The organism is Paenibacillus sp. S150, from assembly GCF_019352175.1.
Classification (GTDB): domain Bacteria; phylum Bacillota; class Bacilli; order Paenibacillales; family Paenibacillaceae; genus Paenibacillus_AQ.
On sequence record NZ_JACBYI010000003.1, the window covers coordinates 101,711 to 126,127 of the forward strand.

At 53.4% G+C, this 24,417-nt stretch carries 16 protein-coding genes; 4 read left to right on the forward strand and 12 right to left on the reverse strand.

Translation table 11 applies throughout. The annotated features are described in order from the left end of the window. Window positions 1–80: 80 nt before the first annotated feature. From HYD27_RS04945 to HYD27_RS04965, 6 genes are all read right to left on the reverse strand, one after another. Entirely contained in the window at window positions 81–4,577 is a 4,497-nt protein-coding gene (locus tag HYD27_RS04945; protein WP_219212154.1) for a coiled-coil domain-containing protein, read from the reverse strand. Further along, complete coding sequence (locus HYD27_RS04950) at window positions 4,564–5,322, reverse strand: DUF6063 family protein (RefSeq protein WP_219212157.1); 759 nt, start codon at window positions 5,320–5,322, stop codon at window positions 4,564–4,566. Before HYD27_RS04950 ends, HYD27_RS04945 begins: the two co-directional genes overlap by 14 nt. Window positions 5,323–5,333: 11 nt before the next feature. After that, window positions 5,334–6,842, reverse strand: a complete 1,509-nt coding sequence (locus HYD27_RS04955; protein WP_219212159.1) for a hypothetical protein — start codon at window positions 6,840–6,842, stop codon at window positions 5,334–5,336. A 535-nt stretch (window positions 6,843–7,377) separates the two neighbouring features. Then, window positions 7,378–7,503 (reverse strand): hypothetical protein, encoded by a 126-nt coding sequence (locus HYD27_RS32335; protein WP_255596195.1) that lies wholly within the window; start codon window positions 7,501–7,503, stop codon window positions 7,378–7,380. A 90-nt stretch (window positions 7,504–7,593) separates the two neighbouring features. Then, window positions 7,594–9,507 carry a threonine--tRNA ligase gene (gene thrS / locus HYD27_RS04960; RefSeq protein ID WP_219212161.1) on the reverse strand — a complete coding sequence of 638 codons (1,914 nt, stop codon included), beginning with the start codon at window positions 9,505–9,507 and terminating at the stop codon, window positions 7,594–7,596. 678 nt (window positions 9,508–10,185) lie between these two features. Next, window positions 10,186–10,863, reverse strand: a complete 678-nt coding sequence (locus HYD27_RS04965) for an HAD family hydrolase (protein ID WP_219212163.1) — start codon at window positions 10,861–10,863, stop codon at window positions 10,186–10,188. 737 nt (window positions 10,864–11,600) lie between these two features. On the opposite strand from HYD27_RS04965, the gene HYD27_RS04970 reads away from it, so the two are divergent. The 3 genes from HYD27_RS04970 to HYD27_RS04980 all read left to right on the forward strand — a co-directional run bounded on the left by HYD27_RS04970 (window position 11,601) and on the right by HYD27_RS04980 (window position 13,746). After that, the gene (locus tag HYD27_RS04970; protein ID WP_219212165.1) at window positions 11,601–12,068 is read left to right on the forward strand and encodes a hypothetical protein; all 468 of its coding nucleotides are present in this window, start codon (window positions 11,601–11,603) and stop codon (window positions 12,066–12,068) included. Further along, the gene (locus HYD27_RS04975) at window positions 12,055–12,429 is read left to right on the forward strand and encodes a hypothetical protein (RefSeq protein WP_219212166.1); all 375 of its coding nucleotides are present in this window, start codon (window positions 12,055–12,057) and stop codon (window positions 12,427–12,429) included. The genes HYD27_RS04970 and HYD27_RS04975 overlap by 14 nt, the downstream gene beginning before the upstream one ends. Before the next feature lie 264 nt (window positions 12,430–12,693). Beyond that, complete coding sequence (locus HYD27_RS04980) at window positions 12,694–13,746, forward strand: pectate lyase (RefSeq protein WP_309242021.1); 1,053 nt, start codon at window positions 12,694–12,696, stop codon at window positions 13,744–13,746. Window positions 13,747–13,840: 94 nt separating this feature from the next. Here the strand turns inward: HYD27_RS04980 and HYD27_RS04985 are convergent, their stop codons facing one another. The 4 genes from HYD27_RS04985 to HYD27_RS05000 form a co-directional block, all read right to left on the reverse strand. Further along, on the reverse strand, window positions 13,841–15,223 hold the full coding sequence (locus HYD27_RS04985) for a sensor histidine kinase (protein ID WP_219212168.1): 1,383 nt from the start codon (window positions 15,221–15,223) through the stop codon (window positions 13,841–13,843). After that, window positions 15,220–15,924, reverse strand: a complete 705-nt coding sequence (locus tag HYD27_RS04990) for a response regulator transcription factor (protein WP_219212170.1) — start codon at window positions 15,922–15,924, stop codon at window positions 15,220–15,222. The genes HYD27_RS04985 and HYD27_RS04990 overlap by 4 nt, the downstream gene beginning before the upstream one ends. Before the next feature lie 3 nt (window positions 15,925–15,927). Beyond that, window positions 15,928–18,858 carry an insulinase family protein gene (locus HYD27_RS04995; protein WP_219212172.1) on the reverse strand — a complete coding sequence of 977 codons (2,931 nt, stop codon included), beginning with the start codon at window positions 18,856–18,858 and terminating at the stop codon, window positions 15,928–15,930. A 171-nt stretch (window positions 18,859–19,029) separates the two neighbouring features. Beyond that, complete coding sequence (locus HYD27_RS05000; RefSeq protein WP_219212174.1) at window positions 19,030–20,220, reverse strand: cell wall-binding repeat-containing protein; 1,191 nt, start codon at window positions 20,218–20,220, stop codon at window positions 19,030–19,032. Window positions 20,221–20,641: 421 nt separating this feature from the next. Between HYD27_RS05000 and HYD27_RS05005 the strand changes: the two genes are divergently transcribed. Beyond that, window positions 20,642–21,907, forward strand: a complete 1,266-nt coding sequence (locus HYD27_RS05005) for a hypothetical protein (RefSeq protein WP_219212176.1) — start codon at window positions 20,642–20,644, stop codon at window positions 21,905–21,907. A gap of 388 nt (window positions 21,908–22,295) precedes the next feature. Here the strand turns inward: HYD27_RS05005 and HYD27_RS05010 are convergent, their stop codons facing one another. Next, window positions 22,296–23,654: a glycoside hydrolase family 64 protein gene (locus HYD27_RS05010; RefSeq protein WP_219212178.1), complete on the reverse strand. Its 1,359-nt coding sequence runs from the start codon at window positions 23,652–23,654 to the stop codon at window positions 22,296–22,298. Between the two features lie 245 nt (window positions 23,655–23,899). Then, complete coding sequence (msrA, locus tag HYD27_RS05015; RefSeq protein WP_219212181.1) at window positions 23,900–24,412, reverse strand: peptide-methionine (S)-S-oxide reductase MsrA; 513 nt, start codon at window positions 24,410–24,412, stop codon at window positions 23,900–23,902. Between the last annotated feature and the right edge of the window lie 5 nt (window positions 24,413–24,417).

Below are 24,417 nucleotides of genomic sequence, written 5' to 3' on the forward strand. Positions count from 1 at the left end.
TGCCATTATACAAGGCTGTTGCCGATTGCAGATTCTTCATAGGTTATCCCGTCCCTTCTTCCAATCCTGTGATTTGAAAATCAGAACAATGAAGCCGGAATCAGCTTGCGCCCGCCCTTAACGAGGGTGGATTCCAGCTGATCTCCCTTTTCTCCGCCGAAATAAAGCTGCCAGTACACGCCGAACCGTACACTTACATCGTTCTTGACAAGCTCCGGCGGCGTAACGATCAGCCACTGGAAGCGCAGTGCCCTGGAGATTTCGAATACCGGATCAAGCACGTTGTTGGAGACCATTTCACCAAACGGATTGTCGTACAAAAAGACTGTCCAGCCCTTATTCTCCCGGTTGACCCGTTTATGGGTCATGATCATCATCGCCACCAGCAGCTGAACCGACTGGCGCTGCCCGCCGCTGCCCACCGCTTCATCCAGTGCGCCGCGGTTGATGACCTCCCAATCGGAGTAGTGGTGCTCCTCGGGAGCAGCATACAGGAAATAATTCTCTGTCACCGGCTTGTAGACCTGCAAGACCGGGAAGCGGTTCTGCATGGCGGCGCAGACAAGCTTGCCGTCGCTGATCAGCTCCTTCACCGCGGCTGCCGGAGCCTGCTCGATCTTCGGAAATTTCTCCAGCAGGCTGCCGATGCAGCGGTTGAAGTAGCCGCTGACCAAAGGTTCGATATCTTCGGTTGTCTTCGGTACGGTAATATTCTTATAATTCAAACGTACGAGCGGGAACGCATGGCCGTTCTCATTGTGGATGATCATCCGCCGCTCCATGCGCTTCAGGATGTCCACGATTTGGACGACCCGCTTGGCCGCGCGGCCCACCCACATTTTGCGGGACAGCTCCATGCCTTCTTTATCGCTGCGGATGCTCTCAATCTGATCCCGGGAGCTCTGGAGCATAGAATCGAGCACCTGGAGCGCAATCGCAAAATCCTCCCAGTGAACGGTATTGAGCCGTTCCTGAATCTTGGTCTCCAGCTCGGCGTTCCAGCCGCTCTTGGCAAGCCTGCCGCTGAGCGCGTTCTTTTCTTCCTTGATTCTCCGCGAAATTTCGCTCCGTTCGCTGCGGCTCTCCCTGCTTCGCACCAGCCATTCAGCGACCGAACGTTCGCAGTCCTCTCTTGTACGCAGCTGCACCTCTCCAGGCACATCCCGCAGCTGCAGGCGGCCTTCCACATGAGTCTCCATAATCCTGCTCTGGCTGGCGAGCGTCTGAAGCCGCTGATCCAGGGAAGCTACTCTCTGCTTGCAGGTGTCCAATGCATATTCATTGTCCCGTGCCCGTGCCCGGATCGCTTCCTCTTTCCGGTCCGGCGAATCATGCCAGAGCTCCACCGCCCGCTCGTGCTTCTCCTTAATCGACTTCTCCGCTTTGGCCAGCTGCTTCTGCAGATTGTCCAGCTCGGTCTGGCAGCGGATGAAAGAATCACGTACATCCTGGTAGTCCTCATCCAGTAATGCTGTTCCGCTCTTTTGCCTTGTTCTGGCCGACATGACCGAGTCCGGGGTGTCGCCGGGTTCCTGCACATTGCGCCAGTTACTGTCAAGCTGCTGGAGCGCAGCTTCAAGCTCAGCGAGTTGTCCGGCTGCCGATTTGATCTGTGCGGCCCGCGTACGGACCTCCAGCTCATTGCGGCTCAGGGATTGCTGAAGGCTTTCCAGTGTGCTTAGGGTCTGCAGCAGCTTGTCCTGAACCGCAGCATCAAGCGTGGATTCCGCAGGCAGTTCTTCATTGCCGTCAGAAGAAGCCTGAAGCCCGTCAGGAAAAACAAGCTCCGGGAACCAGGCTTGCAGCCTCGGGAACAACGAATACTTGGTATCTCCAATCCATTTTTCCCGCTCCAGGGCTGTGCTGTCCATATCGGCCTTTAGCTGTGCCAGCTGCTGCTCCTTGCCTGAAATCTCCTTGCCCAGCCCGCTTTTGCGGTCTACCGCCTTCTGTTTATCCTTATAATCCTGCTCCTGCTTCCGGGTCTGTTCATTCCATTCACGCAGCGCAGCAGCTCTCGCCTCCTGCTCGGCTTTACCGGCTTCGCATTCGGCAGCTTCTTTCACGATTTCTGTAATCCCAGCTTCGTTTCCGCCGATTTCCGCGCCCAGTTCAGTGAGGCCCTTGCGCACTTCATTACGCAATTCTCCGAGGGCTTTCAGCCTGGCCTTCAGACTGGCCGAATGCTCGCTCTGGAATAACCGTTCATATTCCTGCCTGGCGGATTTCAGCTTGGACAAATAGCCTTCGGCAGCCTGCAATTCGCCTTCCCGGTCCTTCAGTCTGGACGAAATCCCCTGCCTCCACTCCACAAAACGGTCCGGCTGCAGAACCATTTGCGGACCTTGCCCGTCCAGCAGCAGGAAGGGCTGGAGCGCAGACTGTGCCATCTGTTCGCGGATAAAGAGCGGCACCGCTGATTTCAGCAGCAGGCCGTCCAGCATTCCGGGCTGCAGCCTGGCAGCCTCCCGTTCGGTAATGATGAGTCCGTAAGGCAGCAAAGGATGCCGCTCCAGCTCCTCCTCGCGAATCAGGTAAGGCTGATCGTTCAGGAAGGCGCTGCCGAGCATAGAGCTGATCTTCAGCGCACCCAGCCTGTCCTTCACCGTCAGCAGATCACTGTTCGGGAGCCAGTAGGCTTCATGCTGAAGCTCAACATCCAGCAGTTGATGGTAATAATCCCTTCTGAGCCGTTTGGTCTCCACCTCAGCCTCATCCAGCCTGCGGATGAACCGCTCCTGAACAACTGCCCTTGCTTCGAACAAGCCTGCAGCTCCCAGCCGGTTATGCTCCTCATACAGCTCCAGCAGCACTACAAGCTGCGACCAGAGCTGTGATTCCCGGCCCAGCTGCACATCCAGCTGCTCCTGAAGCCCGGCCTCCTGCTGTTCATGTGCAAGCAGCTTCTCGGTAAGCCGGGTATGCTTCTTATGCAGGCTGAACCGCTCTTCTTCAGCCGCTCTCCGCCGATCATTCAGCAAGGCGCCATTCTCGGCGAAGCTTCTGGCGTAGGCGATTGCCCGCTGAAGCGACGCAGCCGGAGAATGGGCGGCTTCCTGTCCATGGCGGGAAGCAAAGACCCCAAGCGCTTCCGTGTATTGGCGGATGGAGAGGGTCAGCTCGTTAATCCGGCTCTCAAGACCGCCAAGCTCCAGCAGAGAGCTTTCCCGTTCCTTGCGCAGCCCGGCTTCCTCGGCGGTCAAGCCTTGCTGGCGGCGGCTGAAGCCGGAAATCCGGCCCTGCCACAGCCTGAGTACCTGCTCCCACTGGCTGCGCAGCTCTTCCTTCGCGGCCTGCACCACCTCCTGGCGCTCCTTCATTTCCAGAGAGCCTTCGATCGCTTCGATTTCCTTTTGCCACTGCTCCATCTGATGGAGCTGGACCTTCCGCCTGGCCAGGTAATGGGCCACTTCAAGTGTCTTTTCCTTCGCTCTGGATTCCTCCAGCCGCTGCCGGGCCCGGGTCTGGTTATCGCCTAGCTTTTTGAAATCCTCCCGCTTCCGGTCCGCTTCCTCCTTGCTGCGCAGATAACTCAGATTATCCCCTTCAAAACTCAGCTGGCGGGCTTCCCGGTGAAGCTGAACCAGCTCATCTGCTTTTTGGCGCCGCTGCTCTTCGGCTGTTCTCAGCTCGTCATGGATAACGGTGTACATTTGCCGTCCCAGCAGCTCCGTGTCGCGGTGGCTCCGGTCCGCTTCCACTCCCTGCCTCACAAGTTCATGCAGCGGTGCGGCAAGTGCAGTAAATTCGGCAAAAGCTTTCTCGCGCTGCTCCAGCATCGGCAGTCTCTGGGCAACAACCGCCGCATCGGTGAACATTTTCTGCAGGGAGCCTTCCTGTTCGGACAAGCCTTCGTTCAGACTGGTGCCGATTTCGGGGATAATGAGTCTTTCGAACAGATTCTGGTTCGTGAAGGCATCGTTTTTCTGGAAGTAGCCCTTAATCCCTCCCTCTTCACCGTTAATCCGCCGCATGTTGCGCCATTCGCCGATATGGATGTCCCGTTCCGCCAGGAAATTATAATATTTTTTCAGATCCGAGCTGTGGCTTCCGAAGGAAGCAATTTCGCCCCGGCGGTCGCGGACAAACTGCTGAATGCTCTCGAAGCTCACCGGGCCTCCGGCACCGGCATCATACAGCGGCATTGTGGAAAGCGTAAGCTCGGCATGCTCCTCATAATCCAGCAGCGCATAGAGCAGGTAGTCCACTTTGATTTCCAGCTGATCCACCGAGCTGTGCGCCGTCATCGCGATGCCGGTAGTCATATACTCCGTGCGTTCACTGTGATCCAGCCGCCACTCAATCGCTACGTGAAAGGTGTAGGGCTTCAGCTGTTTTTTGTGGTTATGGAAGAAAGCCTCGACCTGGTTCTCATTGTCCTTGCCCCATGCCGCCTTTGGAATCAGCAGTTGAAAGATCGATTGCAGCAGCACCCCCTTGCCGCCCCCGTTCATCAGGGTAATCAGCGTGTTGGCCGGCCCTTCCTCATTGCTGAGGTCCAGAATCATATCGTCATACTTTTTGAGCATCTTCTCATATTTAAGTCCGGCAATCCGAATCCGTTCAATGCGCGGCATGGGCTTCCCCCTCCTTCTCCGTCAAGGTGCGCAGGGTGAGTGCCTTGAGTTCCTTATAACGGTCAACATCGTGGTACAGATAACGCATCCTTTCATATAGTTCCTCCCGCGGGAAGATCCGCTTCTCGTTCTCCGAGATGAATACAAGATGCTCTTCCTCCAGCAGCTTCATGCCCTCATGAATCAGCCCGATCCGGGAACCGGCGCCGCGGGTCAGGGAATCGCCTTCCTCCTGGCTTTTGGTCTGCATGTAGAGGCTGGACCAGACCTTGTGCATCGCCTGGATATCAAGGCGCCACTGCTTGCTGAAGCCGCCCTCGTCGTCCATTTCAATCCATGCCTGAAACAGCGCGGATACCTGATCCGAGATTTGAATATAGGACATGCTGTCCTGTCCCGGCTTGAAGTGGTGCTCATCCTGGTCCATCTCGGCGAGGAAGACCAGAATAATGATGTTGATGATATGTAAATGGGTTTTGCGCTCAATCCGTGAATATTTGTTCCTGAGTTGCGTGAAATTGCTGGCAAAGCCCGAGCCGAGCGGATTGACCAGCAGATGCAGGCGGTGTCCGGAATTCATGATCCGGCAGCCTCCTTCTTTGGCCATGTACTGCAAGGCATCATAAGCGCCGTTGTCCTGAATGCATTCGGCGGCAGCGGGATCATCCAGCGAAATCACCTTCCGGCGAAGCAGGTCAAAAAACAGCCGTGAGGCCTGTTGTAATTGTTCAAGTGAATAACTCATGCTGTAATCTCTCACCTCTCAACTATAGTAATGGTATAAGGACTCATTTCCAGGCCGGGCCAGGAGACGGGGTGGCTATGTCCGCTCCGGATCATTGTACGCAGCACCTTACCGCGCAGCACCTCCAGCTCCGGCCTTGCCGCCAGCAGCAGCTGGATTAATTTCTGGCATTCATCCGCCGCTCCGCCCTGGCTGTCCGTGTCTTCGGCCTGAACGCTTATCTCCGTGTGGAAGAACTGCGCCCACAGATCAATTGCATCCGGAGCAGCCGACCAATTGCGCTGTTCTTCCTCCGTGAAGGCTTCTGCAGAAAAGGTAAAGCTTCCTGTGTCCGCCAGTCCGAGAAATACCGGAAGCCACAGCCCGGTGACCTGCGGCCAGGGAATTGACTTCGGCGTATACGGGGGCTTCTCTTCTTCTCCAGCCTCATCCGGCCCATCCAAAAACTCTTCAGGCAGAAATCCGACCTCCTGCTCCTCCCACGCCCAGGCCAGCGGATAGATAAAATCCTGATTCGGAGTGAACAAGCCGCTGATCAGCAGCTCAAGGCTGTCCGCATCCGGCAGCCCCTCCGGCTTGATCCATTCCTCCCAGACATTCGTGCGGAAATTAAAGCCCGCGGCTCCCCAGAACAGCTCGGGGAAATTCAGCCTGAGATTCGTCTCCGCCTCAAAGATGCTCAGCACCACCCCGGCAAGCTCATCATGCACCCTTCTGGACAGCTCCACCCGTTCGGAGAGCTGGCGCAGCTCATTGAAGTCGATGACATCCTTCTCGTCATTGGCCAGACGGGCGAGCGAACGGTGGATATTATCGAAATGCTTGCGCTCCTCATCAAACTGCAGATGAATTTCCTCCAGCCGCTGATGCCGCAGCACGCCGTATCCGCTGAACATATGCTTCGGATTTCGGCGCAGCGCATTGCGGTATTCCTGCTGCTGCTGCGTCATCTTCCGCACCCGCGTGACCAGTTCATTCACATCCTGCATGGCACGGGTCACCCGCCCGTGCTTGATATGCATCTGGATCTCCAGCAGCTTGATGCTGATCTGGAACTCTTCAATAATCTCATGGCTCATGAAGATGAGCTCCATCGCATATTCGGACAGCCGGTAGACCGTCTTGCCGGTCTCTTCCCAGCTGCTGCGGGTAGCATCCTCGTCCACGGAGAAATACTTGTATTTCTGCACCGTCATTTGCCGGGTAGCATCATCATAATAAAAAGCTTCAAAATCCCCGCCGCTCCCGCTCCACAGCAATCCGTCCACCAGCCGCTCCACCGACTCGGGCGTGCCCAGTCCGGCAATATGGAAGCGTTCCAGCGAACTCCAAGCCAGATCAGCAATATCCTCCCTGGTCCTTTGCTCACTGGATTCCAGCTCCAGATAATAGACCTGCAGCAGCACGCTGAGCGCAAGCATTTCCTTATAGGGCTGCAGCTCGCCAAGATTCATGCCGGCACCGAGGCTCCATAGGGGGTTAAGCCGTTTATTCCGTTCTCCAAAATCACTCCAGTTCATGCTTCACGCCAACCTGTCTTCATAAAATTATAAATCCGCTCTATGTATTCCCATACCTGCGCCGTCTGTTTCAATCGATCACCTCACCAAAATAACATAAACCCATATCTGCCCCATGAAGGGTGGAATATGGGCTATATAGATTGAGCTTGAACTCTGTGGCATTTATGTCCGAAATCAATAAGAACCAGCCGCGTGGCTGTACTTTGTGCAATAGAACGCCCCGCGCTTGGCGATGAATCGCATTCTGCTGTATTTCATGCAACAGATTCCGGGAGTATGGGTCAAATCTGCATTTCTCACGAGATTCTACTGTACAAAGTGCAATCGCTTCGGTTTTCCGGCCCATATAGGGAACTTAAGAATGGAACCATAGGACTGTTAGTTTCACGTTCTATACCGGGAATATATGTTTCTATTATACCAATGATACAGAATTCTGGCTATTTACATTATGAATGAGGGGCAGATTGGCGGAACCGTAAACATAGAAATGTTGTTCAGCGTACTTCACATGAAGCAAATAATGCAGATTTTATTTTACCGCAGGCCACTCATCTTCAATGATGCTGTACAGCACATTGTCCGAAATGCAGCCCTCCGCAGTAATCCGGTGCTTGCGCAGCACGCCTTCCCTCACCGCCTTGTCTGCCTCATTCATATAAAAGAACAGCCCCGTTTATGTAAAAACGGAACTGCTTCCGGTCGGCCTATTTGCCGACATATTTCCGGAAAATTAATGAAGAAACACTTAACTTCTTGCCGCCGCCTCACTTACGATTTGCCGGACAAGCTCAGCGATCCCCATGACTCCGGCATCACCGTCTGAGCGTTTTCTCACAGCTACAGTGGCGGAGCCTTTCTCCTGTTCACCGAGTACAAGCATGTAAGGCACCTTTTCCAGTTGGGCCTCACGGATTTTGTAGCCCAGCTTTTCATTCCGCAGATCAAGCTCGACACGAATCCCGGCGTCCTGCAGCTCCTTTTTCACCTGAAAGGCATAATCGGCATAGTGCTCAGAGACAGGCAGCAGCTTCACTTGCACCGGAGCCAGCCATAGCGGAAATGCGCCGCTGAAATGCTCTGTAAGAATCCCCATGAACCGGTCAACCGAGCCATAAATGGCGCGGTGGATCACAACCGGACGGTGCTTCTGGCCGTCTTCGCCGACATACGTCAGATCGAACTTCTCAGGCATTTGGAAATCGAGTTGAATCGTTCCGCACTGCCAGCTTCTCTTGAGCGCATCCTGAATATGAAAGTCAATCTTCGGCCCGTAAAAAGCCCCGTCTCCCGCATTCACCCGATAGCTGACCCCGCGCTTCTCCAATACTTTTTGCAGCGATGCTTCCGCCTGATCCCACAGTGCTTCCGAGCCCATGTAATCATCGGGACGTGTGGACAGCTCCACCTTGTATTCGAAGCCGAACACTTTATAAATGTAGTCAATCAGCTGCATAACGCTGCCGATTTCTTCTTCAATCTGCTCGGGAAGCACGAACAGATGGGCATCATCCTGGCAGAAGCTGCGCACCCGCATCATCCCGTTCAGCGCTCCTGAAAACTCATGGCGGTGAACCTGGCCGAATTCTGCAATGCGCATCGGCAGCTCCCGGTAGGAGCGCAGGCTGTTTTTGAAAATCAGCATATGCCCCGGACAATTCATCGGTTTAAGCGCATTTTTGGTGTCGTCTACTTGAGTGAAATACATGTTGTCCTTATAGTGATCCCAGTGCCCCGATTGCTCCCACATCCGGTTGTTCATCATCAGCGGTGTACGGACCTCGTCATACCCCCACTCCCGCTGCAAGCCACGTGAAAAGTTCTCCAGCTCTGTGCGGAGGAGCATCCCCTTCGGCAGATAAAACGGCATGCCAGGCGCTTCTTCGGAGAACATGAAAAGCCCCAGGTCCTTGCCGAGCTTGCGGTGGTCGCGTTTCCTGGCTTCCTCCAGCATGTGCAAATGTTCTTCAAGCTCCGCCTTCCTGAGAAAAGCTGTTCCGTAAATCCGCTGCAGCATTGGATTGTTGGAATCACCACGCCAGTAGGCACCTGCTGAACTCAGCAGCTTAAAAGCTTTGATCTGGCCTGTGGAAGCCACATGCGGACCCCGGCACAGCTCAGTGAACTCTCCCTGCTCATACAGGCTGATTGCTTCGTCCTCCGGCAGTCCATGAATCAATTCCAGCTTGAGCGGTTCATCCCGTGCGGCAAAAAGTGCGAGCGCTTCCCTGCGGCTGACCATCCGCCGGATAACCGGCAGATTTTCCAGGATGATCTTCTGCATCTCCTGCTCAATGGCGGCGAAGTCTTCAGTTGAGATCGGTTGGTCTATATCGATATCGTAGTAGAAGCCGTCCTCTATTGCCAGACCGATACCCAGCCTAACCTTTTGTGCGCCGTATATGCGCCTAATGGCTTGAGCCATAATATGGGCAGAACTGTGCCTGAGAATGGACAGTCCGTCCCTGCTGTCCGCAAGTACGATTTCAACAAAGCTGTCGTGCTCAACCGGTTGATGCAGGTCAACGAGCCTGCCGTCGATTTTCCCAGCTTCGGCATGCTTCTTCAGACTGGCGCCTATCGATCCCGCTACTTCTGCAATCGTGGTGCTGCGTGCATACCTCCTGATTGTTCCATCCGGCAGTGCGACATTGATCTCCATGATTTCGGCCTCCAGTTCTTCTAAGATTTATTGTATAAACTAAACTTTAAATATTCTATTTATGGGTTCTCGGCGTAACTGCGGAGAATGTTTGAACTTCCGGCCGCTGTTATGACTGCATTTTTCCATTTAAACCGTTGATAACGGTAGAAATTCAATCATAAAGGCGGACGCTATGCTCCTACTGTTCCAAACTTCCCCTCCGTTACTTCTACCCTTTCATCAGAATTTCAAGTTCAATTTTATACATGTACAGAACGCAAAAAACGCAGCTCTCCCGGAAAGGGACGAGTGCGTTCTGGCTCGTGGTTCCACCCTAATTTGACCTGTGATATCCGCCCTCCGGCTGTTCGGCGGAAGAATATGCACATGATCCTCATTGGTATCCGTTATCGGGGATAAGACGGTGGCATTTACAGCCGCCTTAAGCAGCAAGGAGGGTTCAGTGCCACGGCTGCAAAGGGGTAACATCCTGCCGGTCTCTGTAAGAAGCTCTCACCGTTCACTTCTTTCTCTGGCCAGTCCGCGAAGGATATCATGTCTTTGGTCATCGCCTTGGATATGGTGTTGCTGGTTACATAATACTCATGCCGTTTAAGAAATGTCAACCACGCAAAAGAAATAGACTTTTTAGCGGGTCCTTGCTCCTGCTCAGGAAGCATCTGTCGTTTTTGGAAATTATTTTATGTCAATAATATTGGCGTCAATGCGTGAGATAATCTCACCTATCTCTTTCACATTGCGGGCAATGTAATCTGCCCCGGCGGTTCGCAGCTCTGTCTCGGAGCCATAGCCGACCAAGACGCCAATCGAGGCTACGCCGCAGGCTTGGGCACCGATAATATCATGCTCGCGGTCCCCGATCATCAGCGCTTCCTCCGCAGCAATGCCATTCTCAGCCAGCACATGCTGAATCACCTCTTTCTTCTTGGAGCGGGTGCCGTCCAGGTTGCTGCCTGCCACATGCCTGAAGTATTTCTCCAGGCCATAATGCCGGATAATCTCTTCCGCAAACACCGTCGGCTTGGAGGTGGCAACGTACAGATCGAAGCCCCGGTCCTTTAGCTCTTCAAGCAATTGAGGGATGCCGGGAATTACCGCATTCTCGAACATGCCCAGCGTGCGGTACCGTTCACGGTAGAATTCAACGGCTTGGAGTGCATTCTCTGTGTTGAAGCCTTGTATGTCGACGAATGAATCATATAATGGCGGTCCGATATAGGGTAAAAGCAGGTCCGGATGCTCCACGGCAATATCGAATTTGCCCAGCGCATACTCCACACTTTTGGTAATGCCTTCCTTGGGGTCGGTTAAGGTGCCGTCCAAATCAAATAAAATACTTTGCAGTCTTTCCATGTCTCCGTCTTGCTCCCTCCGCGTTCAATTGCCGCCTGCGCCATGTCCGCAGCTGTTACAAGCATACCTTCAATCCTCCATACTTTCCACATCCTTATTTATTCAAGCTGCATTTCATCCTGATCAGCGGATTTCTTGCGGTCCCGCATCCCGCGGTGGTCCCCGGAATGATTAATCCGGAAATATGGCCGGAATGAATCACAAAATAACCCCACAAAGTGGGGCCTTGGCTTCGATGATGACTCAGGTACTTTGCGGGGAACCCAAAACATATACATTCTTATCTTTCAAGCAGAAACGGCTACGCCGTCCTTATGAGGGACGGGGGTGTTTCAGCGAGAAATCGGAGGATCATTTAGAACCTGACCCAAAATAAGTTACCGGAATGAACGGATCGTACGCTTCTCCAAACAATCTGTGCGGGCGAAATGGAGTAAGGCTTCATAGTTCCATGCCTTCTTTCAAGCGAACAACAGCCCGCATCCTTTTTTTCTAAGTGTCCAGTCTATAGGTACGCGTGTAGGGGGCTTTTTGGGCTTTTTGGGCTTTTTGGGCTTATCCCCTTGTGCAGGTGCGGAGTGGGCAAGCTGAGCATCCGGCAGCTCCCTTCCCCACGCTGACTTCCACACTCATTCGCTTACTCTTTCTCGCTCGCTGTGTGAGATTATTCTCAAGATTACTGCAGCGCGTCCCGAATTAACGGCAGAAATGCCGTTATTGAGGCGGGGTTAGCCCGCGTGTCCCGAAATAACGGCAGAAATGCCGTTGTTGGGGCAGGGTTGGCCCGTGCGTCCCGAATTAACGGCAGAAATGCCGTTGTTGAGGCGGGGCTGGCCCGCGCGTCCCGAATTAACGGCAGAAATGCCGTTGTTGGGGCGGGGTTGGCCCGTGCGTCCCGAATTAACGGCAGAAATGCCGTTGTTGGAGCAGGGTTGGCCCATGCGTCCCGAAATAACGGCAGAAATGCCGTTGTTGGGGCAAAGCTGGCCCGCGCGTCCCGAAATAACGGCAGAAATGCCGTTATTCAGGCGGGGATGGCCCGTGCGTCCCGAAATAACGGCAGAAATGCCGTTGTTGAGGCGAAGCTGGCCCGTGCGCCCCGAAATAACAATGGAGGTCCCCGGGTGGGATTGCTCCGGAATCACGGCAGAAATGCCGTTAATGAAGGTCCGCCGGTGGGATTGCCACCACGTGTCCCGAAATAACGGCAGAAATGCCGTTATTGAGGCGGGGATGGCCCGCGTGTCCCGAAATAACGGCAGAATTGCCGTTGTTGGGGCAAAGCTGGCCCGCGCGTCCCGAATTAACGGCAGAAATGCCGTTATTGAGGCTGGGCTGGCCCGCGTGTCCCGAATTAACGGCAGAAATGCCGTTATTGAGGCTGGGCTGGCCCGCGTGTCCCGAATTAACGGCAGAAATGCCGTTATTGAGGCGGGGATGGCCCGCGTGTCCCGAATTAACGGCAGAATTGCCGTTATTGAGGGCCAACTCTCATCACCTCTTACTTTTTTCTTCCCAAAAATCCGAAAGCCTGAGCGAATAACTCATTCTTTCGGCATTTTTTAAAACAAAGGACGATAAAATGGTATCCAGAGCTGAGTTCACGTGTGCAAAAGTAAAATAAATCCATTTATTCACAGAATTTTCAACCATTTCACTATATATTAAACCATAATATGGTATATTTATGGTAATTCACGGTTCAGGGAGGACGTGGAAAATCATAGGCTCAAGCATTACGAAAGCGCTTAACAAAAATCTATTTAAAGGAGCGTTATTATTGTGCTGAAAAAAAGCTTTGCATTGCTGACGGCATTTATCCTGGTGTTTGTGCTGGGGCAGTTCCCCCGCGCAGAGGCAGCCTCCGTCTCCAACAACGGACTCTACAAAATCATTAACCGCAACAGCGGACAAGCGCTGGAGGTGTATAACTGGTCGCATGAAAACGGCGCCAACGTATCGCAGTGGACCGATCTTGGCGGAGACAACCAGCTCTGGCGTTTTGTCAGCGTAGGCAGCGGCTATTACCAGATCATCAATGCCAACAGCGGACGGGCGCTTGAAGTCTATCAGTATTCGACTGCGGACGGCGGCAACATCGTTCAATGGCAGAATATCAACGGTACGAACCAGCACTGGGCCTTGGAGGACAGCGGCGGCTATGTCCAGCTGAAGAACCGCTTCAGCGGCAAGGTGGCCGAAGTCTACACCTACTCCACCACTCCCGGCGCCAACATTAATCAATGGACCGATCTGGAGGGCGCCAATCAGCAGTGGACACTGGTCAAAGTCTCCCCAAGCTCCACGACGGTTAACTCCACGATAGTCGTTGGAGCAGGAGAAGTGTACGACGGGCAAGGCAGAACCTTTATCGCAGGCTCCTCGCTGGGCGACGGCAGCCAGGCTGAAGGACAGAAGCCGGTCTTCCGTCTTGAAAATGGCGCAACCCTGAAGAATGTCGTGCTTGGATCTCCCGCCGCCGACGGTATCCATACCTACGGGGATGCCTATCTTGCCAATATTGTCTGGACCGATATCGGTGAGGATGCACTGACAATCAAGGCAGCCGGAACGGTTACGCTTAACGGCGGCGCCGCTTATGATGGAAGTGATAAAATATTCCAGATCAACGCGGCTTCCACTTTTAACGTTTATAACTTTGTTGCCCGTAATGCGGGCAAATTCATCCGCCAATTAGGCGGCAGCACCTTCACGACACACGTATTTATTGACAGCTGTGATATTGCCGGCATGGACGAAGCCATCTTCCGAACGGACAGCAGCTCAAGCAGTGTAACGATGACCAATACGCTTTATTCCGATGTCGGCGATAAATGGATCGGCGTCCAGCACATCACTGAGTCAGGCAACACCGCATATTAATCAGCCGCTTCTCTAACCTAAACTCTCACGCCCGGTATCCGCCGCCCGCAAACCGATACCGGAGAGCTGTCTTTACGCGGCGCCCTCTGCCTCACTATTTTTTAAAAGCCACCTCACAGCGCGTGCCTTCCCCAAGTGTGCTCGTAATCGCAATGGTCCCTCCCAGCACCTCCACCAGCTTTTTGACAATAGAAAGCCCCAGGCCCGTACCTCCGTACTGCCGCGAACGCGACTTCTCCACCCGGTAAAAACGGTCAAAAATATACGGAAGCTCCTCTTCCGGGATGCCGATTCCGGTGTCCTGCACGATAAACACGGCGGCATCCGCAGCAAAATCCAGCCTGACATGAATCCCGCCCCCGTCGGTATAGCGCACGGCATTCTCCAGCAGATTCATCACAATTTGTTCCATCCGCTTGCTGTCCCCGGGTATTTGTGATGCCTGCCCGCTATACGATACGGTTAGCATAAGCCCCTTTTCTTTGGCGGATAAATCCAGCTTGCGGACGGCCTGATCCACAATCTGCTGCAGGTCCACCTCTTCCAGGTTCAGCGGAATCCTGCCTTCCTCCATCTTGGCCAGCTCAAACAGATCGTCCACCAGATGCTGGATGCGGTGCGCCTCCTGGTCGATAATGTCGAGATACAGATTTTTCTCCTCATCCGTCTCATACAGCTCCTCTTTTACGACCTTGGCATATCCCTGCAAATAGGTGATCGGCGTCCGCAGCTCATGGGAGATATTCGCAAGGAATTCCTGCCGGGTATCCCTGTAACGCTGCAGATCAACCGCCAGATCGTTGATGGCCCCGGCCAAAAATCCGATTTCATCGTTCCCGCTGATGGTTAGCCTCGTTTCCAGTTCGCCAGCCGCAATATTGCGGGTCGCCTTCTGCATCTGCACCAGCGGACGCGACAGCACTCTTGCCATAATCCAGGTGATGCCCAGCGCGAGCGCAAAAGCGGCCATCCCCGAGACCAGCAGAATATCCCGCACTGAAGCCAGCGACTGCTCCATACTTTTCGTGGAGGACATGACATAGAGTGCAGAACGGATTGTATTGCCGCCTGTAATGGGCTGGCCGGTGACAAAATAACGGTGTCCTGCAGGATCTTTGTACAAAAAGCTCACGCTTGTGCCGGAGAAGATCCTCTCCAGGTCCGCAGCATGAATAAATGAACGGTCAGCGGAATCATGGGCACCCGAGTGGAGTGTTACCCGGCTGTCCCGTAAAATGTTAAAAATACTCACATTCGAAAATTCGGCAAAGGTCCGCATCATTTGTTCGCTGGTCGTATCCCGGGATTCGGCCATGACCGTGAAGTGCGAGGCCAGCTCCTCCGTTTCGGTCCGCATTTCGTTGTAATAAAAGCTGCTGAACATCCGGTCGATGGCGACCCCCAGAAACAGCAGAACAATCAGAAAAACCGACGTGACTACAAGTCCGAGCTTAAAGCCGATAATGTTGCTTTTCATTCTGCAGTGCCGGGAACCTGGAATTTATAGCCCAGTCCCCATACCGTTTGTACAGGATTATAAGGCAGACCGGCCTTTTGCAGCTTCTCCCGGATGTTCTTGATATGTGTATCGATCACGCGTGTCTCGCCCCCGTAGTCATTGCCCCACAGCCGTTCAACCAGTTCATCCCTCGTAAATACCCGCTGGCTGCTCCGCGCAAGCATCGTCAGGAGATCGAATTCCTTCAGTGTAAAATCCACACTCTGCCCTTCAATATACACCTCGCGGGCTTCCGGAGAGATTCGCAGCCCCGGATAATTCAGCTGCTCATCCTGCGGCCTGACCGCCTGTGTCATTGAAGAACGCCGCAGCAGGGAGTGAATCCGGGCCAGCAATTCCTCCGGCTCAAAGGGCTTTGTCAGATAGTCATCCGCTCCAATGCCCAGTCCGTGCACCTTGTCCTTCGTTTCCGACCGGGCGGTGAGCATCAGAATGGGAATGTCCGTGTGCCCTCTCACAGCCCGGCAGACCTGCCAGCCATCCATGTCTGGCATCATCACATCCAGGAGAAGCAGGTCGAATTTGTGCTTCTCCACCATAAGGAGCGCTTCGTGTCCGGTAGCCGCTTCCTGCGTGGCAAAGCCTTCCTTTTGCAAATAAATACGGAGCAGGTTCCGCATATTCCATTCGTCGTCTATGATCAGAATTTTAGTCAGCATCTGTTACCTCACCAATTCCTCCAGGCTGCCAAACAAGGCTTGCGCCGGTCTCATCTTGGAATCATTGCCTACCACACTGAAGTAATTCTGTTCCGCCACTGCCTTAAGCAGTCCGGCATACTGCCTGATATCTCCGGGTGTAGCCGACAAGATTTCATCCCGTTCCTGCTGGAGCTCTCTGGCAGTAATCTGTTCAAAATAATGACGGTCTGCCCGCCGCCCCTGTGCACTCGGACTGAGCGGCTGTTCAAACATCGCCAAGGTGCCGATTATCGCCTTGGTCATCTCGTCTTCGTCCGCTTCAAAGTCTTCGGCAAAGCGGTACGCCTGATCGTAGACCTCCAGCGTCTGCTGCAGATTCGGGTCGCGGTAGGAAGTGAAGATGAGCACACCATCTCTCCGCAGGATCAGACTTCCGCCATAAGCCCCGCCCTTTACCCGGACGGCATTCCACAGGTAGGTGAGACTGAGGATTTTTTTGAGAACCTGCATCTTGCCCGAATAGTTGAAGCCAAGCTTGGTGAAATCATATCCCTTCACCACATACTGCACCTGGCTTGCGGACATGAAGCCTTCGTTGGCGGCGTGATCCTCCGCCTTAAGCATTGGCTTGTACTGGACCTGCCGGTCCTGCAGATCCAGCTGCTCCAGCTGTGCGGCAAGCTTGCCGCAGATTTCCGGTGTCCCGGTCACAGACAGGATTACATTCCGCTTATTGAACAGGGCCGCGCAAATCTCCTTCAGGGTCCCGGCCAATTGTTCACTCTGCCGGTCAATATGCTCTGCAAGCCCCCGGATGAAGCGGTAGTAGGCCACACCGCCGAGCTGTTCCTCATACGCTCCCATATCGGAGAAATAGGACAGCAAGCGGCTGGCTGCGATTTCATTGCCTTTCTGGTTCAGGAACGATTCCATCCGCGATGCTTCCCGGCGGACGATTTCCTGCAGCTTGGTGCAGTTATCCAGATTGCTGCCATAGAGCAGCTCGTGAAGCAGCTTCAGGGAATCGCCTATGTTGTTCTCCATAACTTTTATGCGTGCGCTGAATTTGGGCTGGTAGCCGGCTCCAGAGCCTTTTGGGGCACCAAACACTTCGTTCTGAAAACGGATTCCCCCGGTTTTAATCCCGATTTCGCTCGTAAGCTCTTCAATGCTGTAAGCCCTGGTCTCCATTTGTCCAAGCACCCGCGCCAGCAGAACCAGATATGGAATCTGTTCCGTTGCAAGAACTCCGGTGTCCCAATAAAGCTTGATATAGGCAATTTTATTCGCAGGCACCTCATGATGAATCAGCTTCATCCCTTCCAGCGTGTATTCGTGCGTAGGCACCTGGGGCGGAGCGCTGCGGTCAATGTCCTGAAGGGACAGCTTCGGGAGCTTCTGCAGCTCCCCGGCGGCATCCGGACGGCTCTGCCGGTCCAGCAGGTTCTGTGTTCTCTGAACAAGCTGTCCTAGCTGCGCCGGGTTTAGTGACGCTTTATATTCGGCAAGCCGCTGACGAATGGAGTCTTCCTTGCCGGCCGCAAGGGTATTGGACGGCTTGAGTATTACCAAACTGCAGTGGCTGCTGTTCAGCAGATACGTTTCGATCAGCCGCTCAAAATAACGGTCCGCACATTTTTCCCGGATGGAAGCAAACACTTGCTCATACTCCAAATGTGTAGCTGGTGAGCCGCCATACAGCCAGGCCTTCATTACCTCAATATTGTAGGTCAGCCCTTTCGGATGCTGGAGAAAGTCCGCCTCGCGCAGCTCGAATTCCTTGCTGTTGACCGCAGCCAGCACCAGCTTCTCATCCAGCCCGTCCGCTGCAAGGCGGTTTAACACAGTTCTGACCACGTCCAAGAAGGCATCTTTGGAAGCGGGATTGGAATGGGTCATTGTAATTCCCAGCAGCGGCTGCACCATACTGTCGGAATAAAAAGCAAATACGTCTTTGCCCAGACCGCTCTCCAGCAGCGCTTGCTTCAGCGGAGCCGCGTTGCTGTCCATCAGTATGCTTTTCAGAATAGCAAAGGCCAGATTGAGTTCCCGGTCCAGGGAGGTTCCAATCACATAGTTCATACTCAAATAGGTCTTATCAGCGGCTGCTTCAGTTTCCAGAATGGGATACTCGGCGGTAAGCTCCGTCATTCCGGTCGGCGGCTGCAGGGGGATGGCGGTTGCGAAATCATTGCGCGTGTATTTGCTGAGGTATTCCTGATCGATGAACTGCAGCCTCTCCTCGATATCAACGTCTCCATAGAGATAGAAATAGCTGTTGGACGGATGGTAATAATTGCTGTGCGCCGCAAGGAACTGTTCGTAGGTCAATGCAGGAATATCCTGCGGATCACCTCCGGAGGAATGGCGGTAAACCGTATCCGGGTACAGCGACTTTTTGATCCGGTCCATCAGTACCGTTACCGGCGAGGAATAAGAGCCTTTCATCTCGTTATAGACCACGCCCTTATAGATCAGCTCATCCTCCGCATGCCGGAGCTCGTAATGCCAGCCCTCCTGTTCAAAAATCTCCTGCTGCCTGTAAATATTCGGCTGAAACACACTGTCCAGGTAAACTTCCATCAAGTTGGAGAAGTCCCGGTGATTGCGGCTTGCCACCGGATACATGGTCTTGTCGGCAAACGTAAATGCGTTCAGGAATGTCTTCATCGAGCCCTTGAGCAGCTCTACAAACGGTTCCTTAACCGGATATTTGTCCGAGCCGCACAAGACCGAATGCTCCAGAATATGAAAGACTCCCGTGCTGTCCCCGGGCGGAGTGCGGAAGCTGACACTGAATACCTTATTGTCATCCTGATTTTGCACGAATAGCAGCCTTGCGCCGCTTGGCTGATGCTCCAGCGTGAATACGGAGGATTCGATTTCCCCGATAAATTCCTCCTGTACGACTTGAAATCCCGAATAGATACTGCCTGTTTTCAAGCTGCCCATAGATTTCCCTCCACTATTTAAGTATTTAAGGGTGTACCTGACTCCACGAGCTTATCATACTCCGGGTTTCTTATTCCATCAGTAGAGGACTCCCGGCATTAATTTCTGCGGACTGTGGGCAGTCGGATATCGATTGACCTTCTGGCCGTTCTAAGGACGGCTTGGCTTAGTCTAGTGTCCTGAATGCGGATTCTCGCCGGAAGCGGGGGAAATTTCCAGCATATCATCAATTTCACTTTGCGTACCGCTGGTAATGGCAGCAGCATCCCCGGTCAGCCAGGCGTGGTTATACGGGCCTTCCGCGGGGGAATCCTTGAATTTCGGCTGCAGCTCCATCGTATAATTCATTAACGAATCCGGCAGGCCGTCTTTCCCGGTAAATACCAGCGGAGCATGTTTGCCAAGGTGCGAGAACGGTGCGGCGGCAACCGCCAGCAGGGTTGAATCCGTGGTCAGCAAGGACAGGTTATGCCCGGGAGCTGTGATTCCCCAGCCGAAGCCGTTGCTCTCATCCTTAAACTTGGCAAAAGCAATGGCATTCTCATAAGGATCATCGCCGGATATGCGCGTTACGGCTCCGAAGGCCTTCAGCTGTGCTTCAACATCCGCCGAAACTGCGGACGCCGGGCCAAGAATATAGATGGCGGCATTGCCGCCGCGGGCTTTGAGGGCGTCTGCCGTAGCCGCCGGAATTTCTTCCTTGCTCACATACAGCAGGGGTTCCGGCATATGCGCAATCCAATTGACCGCCGGCAGTGTATACTCGGGGCTGTCCATGGAGCCGATAATAACACTTTGCGGCAGGGCGCCGGATACTTTTGCATAATAGGTATCAATCGACGCCGCTATAGCCGCCGGGTCCTCCCCTTCAATCTTGTCCACCTTCAAATCCAGAGCCTTCAGCTGGTCTTCCACACCGTCAGCCGCCGGTCCGACCAGAACCGCCTGGATGCCGTCATTGCTCTCCGCCCCCATGGGCTTCAGGCGTTTCAGCTCTGCCAGCGTAGCTTCCGGAATACCGTCTTTGGTGAAGAACAGCACTGGGCCATTGCTCGGGTGATGGATCAGGTCCGTGCTTGCTGCGGCAATCTGCCAGCTGCTGACATCGGTCAGGACTACACTGGAAGGCCGGTTGCTCTTCGTTTCCGCCGTCCACAGCGTTTGCGATACGAGGACCGCCGCTTGGACAGGGTCTGACGTATTAATCCGGGTTGTGTTCTTGGTCGCGATCCAGGGGACCGGGACTGTGGACGTTGATCCGCTGTCCGTCTGCGCAGAAGGCGTATCAGCTCCTGCCGAACAGCCTGCCAGCGCCGCACCCAGCAATACAGTTAATGTGCCGGTCCATATGTGTTTTTTCATCGCTCATTCCTCCGTTTAACTGTGCTCAAGAATTTACATTGAAGTGTACAGGACAAATATGTAGAAAGAATGTAGAATTGCAATAATTAAAGAATCACTATTACCTGAGAGAGAGTCACCTGGCAGATGGAATACAATCACTCTGGCGGGTGAATCAGCTTGCTCATAGGGAGTGGGACCCTTGATTCCGCTAGCTGCTCGCCTCCGGCTGAATCAAAGGCACCTTTACCTTTGATTCCCCCTCCAGCCCCACTTCAACGGAATAAAAGGCACTGTTACCTCATCTCACCATTTCGCATCAAGTCTCGAGTTATCAGCAAGTTTTCAGTCATCATAATCCCCTAACAAGAACAAAGTGCACAGCGGCCTCTCCTGCTCTCCGGTACAATTTGATTATTATGGAATTTTGGAGGAACGCCGGATGAATGATCTCTTGGTACCGGAGCGCATCAAGGAATATAAGAGCGACCCGGAATCGGTATACAATACCTGGTTTCTGAACAATAACGAGCGGTTGAAGGCTTTCCGCACCATTAAGAACGGCTTGCTTGACGTAATCCGGACCATTGAGGAACGGACCTTCGGCAACGATTACAAAGGCTCCCCGCTGGAGTTCATCATGTCGGCCATCTGTGAGCAAAAGCAGGTTTTTGAAGGAGCCGCACATGCCTTCTATTGGAAACCGAAGCTGCGAATCCCGGATATTTATGAAAATGACAGGCACCAGCTTGCCTTTGGCCGTTTTCTAAAGGCCGTGCTGCAAGGCAGCCAGGAAAAACAGCTGCTTGAGGAAATTGTGAAATTGGACCGTCTGCAAATCAAGGGGCTTGGGCCTGCGGTCGCCAATATCCTGTATTTTCTGCATCCCACGCTGTTTCCCCCGTTCAATACAGCGATTGTCAGAGGCTATAATGAATTGCTGGGCCGGAAGATTAAGCTCGGTTCATGGAGTGCCTATCTTGAAATGCGGGACGGGCTGCTTGAGATGAATGAAGTCCAGCGTGCGCTGCTGTCCAAGGATCTGGGGGCAATTGGCGGTTTCATGTTCGAAATCGGTTCAGGACGGCTGATAGTGGGCGGCAATGCCGACAGAGTGCTGGTGGCGGATGCCGCCAAAAGGGAGAGAACCAATCTGAAGCGCCATCAGGAGGTCGTCAACGATTGCCGGGAGGAAACCGAGCACAGCGAAATGCAATACCATCTGGCAAGGCTCGGCCGCTCGCTCGGGTATCGGGTCTGGGTCGCCCAGAATGACCATAAAAGACAATGGAACCGGCAGGCGCTCGGCGAATTCTCGCTTCCTGCCCTGCCTCCGCTGGAGGTGTCCAAGGCCGCAGCCGATACGATTTCATACATTGATGTGCTCTGGCTGGACGATCAACACCGGATGGTGTCTGCCTTTGAAGTGGAGAAAAGCACATCCATCTACTCGGGAATTCTCCGGCTGTACGACCTGGCGTTATCGCTCAGGCAGCCGGAATGCAGGCTCTATCTCATCTCTCCCGACAGCCGGGAGAAAGAAATTAAAGCGCAGCTGCTGCGCCCTTCCTTGCAGCAAGGCAATGTGCAGGGCATCTCCTATGTTCTGTTCTCGGATTTGAGAGGTGATTGTGATGCCATGTGTAAATACGGGCGTTCTGCCGATGTGCTGGAGGGGATTTCGAGAAATCCGGCAATGCGCGGCTAGTTTTCAAATAAGCGGTTATGCTGTAAATCCTTCAAAATCAATAAACCGGCTGCACCGCCCTTCCCAGGGAGATGCTAGCCGGTTTTGAATTGAGATTTAGCTTCCTGTTGAATCATTTCTATTACACGAAGTGCAGCAGATGGCCCCTTAATCCGCCGGAAAATTGAATCTGTTGCACTTTGTACAGCCGGATTCAGTGGAGCCGTTGGTTTCGGGCTGTAAGCCGGAAAACTGCTGCACGAAATACAGCAGAATGCGGTTCGCCGCAGAATAAAGAGAATTCAGTTGCACAAAGTACAATCATCTCATCAAATCCGCCTCTGCCCGGTTCATTTATGCCTGATCCACAATAGGAAGAAAATCATCATCAGCTCCGCACAGATTTCACTTACCAGGCTACCCGGATAATCAGACCTTTGGGATCGCCGACCTCCAGGTATGCGGCCTGGCCGTTGACATCATCATACGGAAAGCCGTAGGCCAGGCCGCTGATGCTGTGGTCATGCCAGAATTTCGCATAATAGTTGGCCGGAGCGGCATTGTAATAATTGGCTACATTATTCCAGTTGCTGGTAGTATAGACATGGCGGTTGATTGCGGCCGCAGTAGCGGCATCGGTAAGGGCTCCGTCGCAGCGGAGAATATCCTGTGTGCTGTAGCTGGAATAGCCGGCGAAATAGTTGGCATTCGCGCCGCCAGCGGCAAATGATCCGTGGATCGGAGCCACAATGCGGTATGGCGCCTGATCGGTAGCCAGCGATTTGAAGGCGGTTGGCACTTCATTCTGATACTTCGTAAATATTCCGGCACGGGTTTCGGATTCAAATTCGCCTACGGTTTTGTCGTAGGAGCCGGACAAGCCCACCAGACGGTGCTGGATCGGGAAGCCGAAGGCATCAACGCGGGTCGTGTTGCCATGGTATCCGGTAGCATCCACTGTGAATTCCACAAAATCGAAATAGATATTGCGGTTCGGATCAGTCGCATTGTTGATATCAGGTCCGGCAAAGCCGTCATCATAGGTTTTGATGTACAGCGGTGTGCCTACACTGAGGAACATCCGCCCGGAAGTGATCTTGGGCAAGTTCACCCAGGAAGCCTGGCTGACGGTATGATAAATATTCGCATAATTGACGCCGTTTTTGGTCAAATGGCCGGATGCGTCATTGAGGGCCGCAGAGATGGCTACCAAATTGCCATTCAGGTCCAGATAACTCCATTTGCCATTGGCCGGGTTGATGCCCAGGACGCCCCAATAGATCTGGCTGTCGGAATATGCACCGCCGGTTCCGTTCATCACCTTAAGCGAAAGCGAGCCGCTTGGCGCTGTGGGAATGGCGGATGCCGCTATCGAATAGATCGAAGCGGAGGAATTCGACGGCGGTGTTGTAGGCGTGGTTCCGGCAGTGTACGTGAACCAGCCGGTATCATAGGCAGGCGTTCCGTTATTGTATGTGAAGAAATAAGTGACAGCCGTACCGCCGGAAATACCCGTTACCGCTTGTTCATAACGGGCATTGCTGCTGCTGTACGTCATGCGGAGATTAATTTGTGTACCGTTATTCACCTTGTAGTGCACATCCACCCAGCTCGTGCTGACGGTTGATTTGAACCAGATCGTCGCCGTAGTGCCGGACAAATCAACACCTTGCGTGTAATCGGCGGCTTCGGCCCTGGAGCCGAACAGGGAGAAGCAGGAAATCAGCAGCAGGAGCGCGAGCACAGACATCAGCCATTTTTTTCTCATCGCAATTTTTCCTCCAATTAATGGTTTAGAATCAATCACGCACCATAAATGGATGCGTTTTCAGATTTGATTATAGTATCCCTTCCGCCTATTTAGTAGGAGCAGAATTTCGGATTTCGTCTCCATTTTTTGGGTGAAGCGATTTTCGCGGAGAATTTACATCTTTAGGTGCTGCAAAAAAAGAAAAAAGCCCTAATTCTCCAGAAGTCCGGAGACATAAGGCTTTTTAAAGGCCATTTTTTCTTTTACCAATGCTTTGCAATGAAGGTGTCGCGCCCGGATTGCCCGCGGTCCTCTTTGTAGTGCTTCGGATTCTTTTTGTGATAGTCCTGATGGTAATCCTCTGCCGGGTAAAAAACCGGTGCAGGCAGAATCTCTGTCACCACCGGGCCCTCGAATCTGCCGCTGGCCGCTACCTGTTCCCGGGATGCCAGCGCAGCCAGACGCTGCTCTTCATTATAATAGAATACCGCTGTCCGGTATTGCGTGCCTCTATCCTGAAACTGTCCGCCGTCGTCGGTCGGATCGATCTGGGGCCAGAACAGCTCCAGCAGCTTTTCGTAAGGGAAAACCGCCGGATCATACGTGATCTGCACCACCTCATAATGGCCTGTCGTTCCGGTTTTGACCTGCTCATAGGTCGGATTCTCGATTGTTCCCCCGGCGTAGCCGGAAATAATCCCGTGAATTCCGGGCAACTCCTCAAAAGGTGTTACCATGCACCAGAAGCAGCCTCCGGCAAACATTGCCTGTTCCATAACCT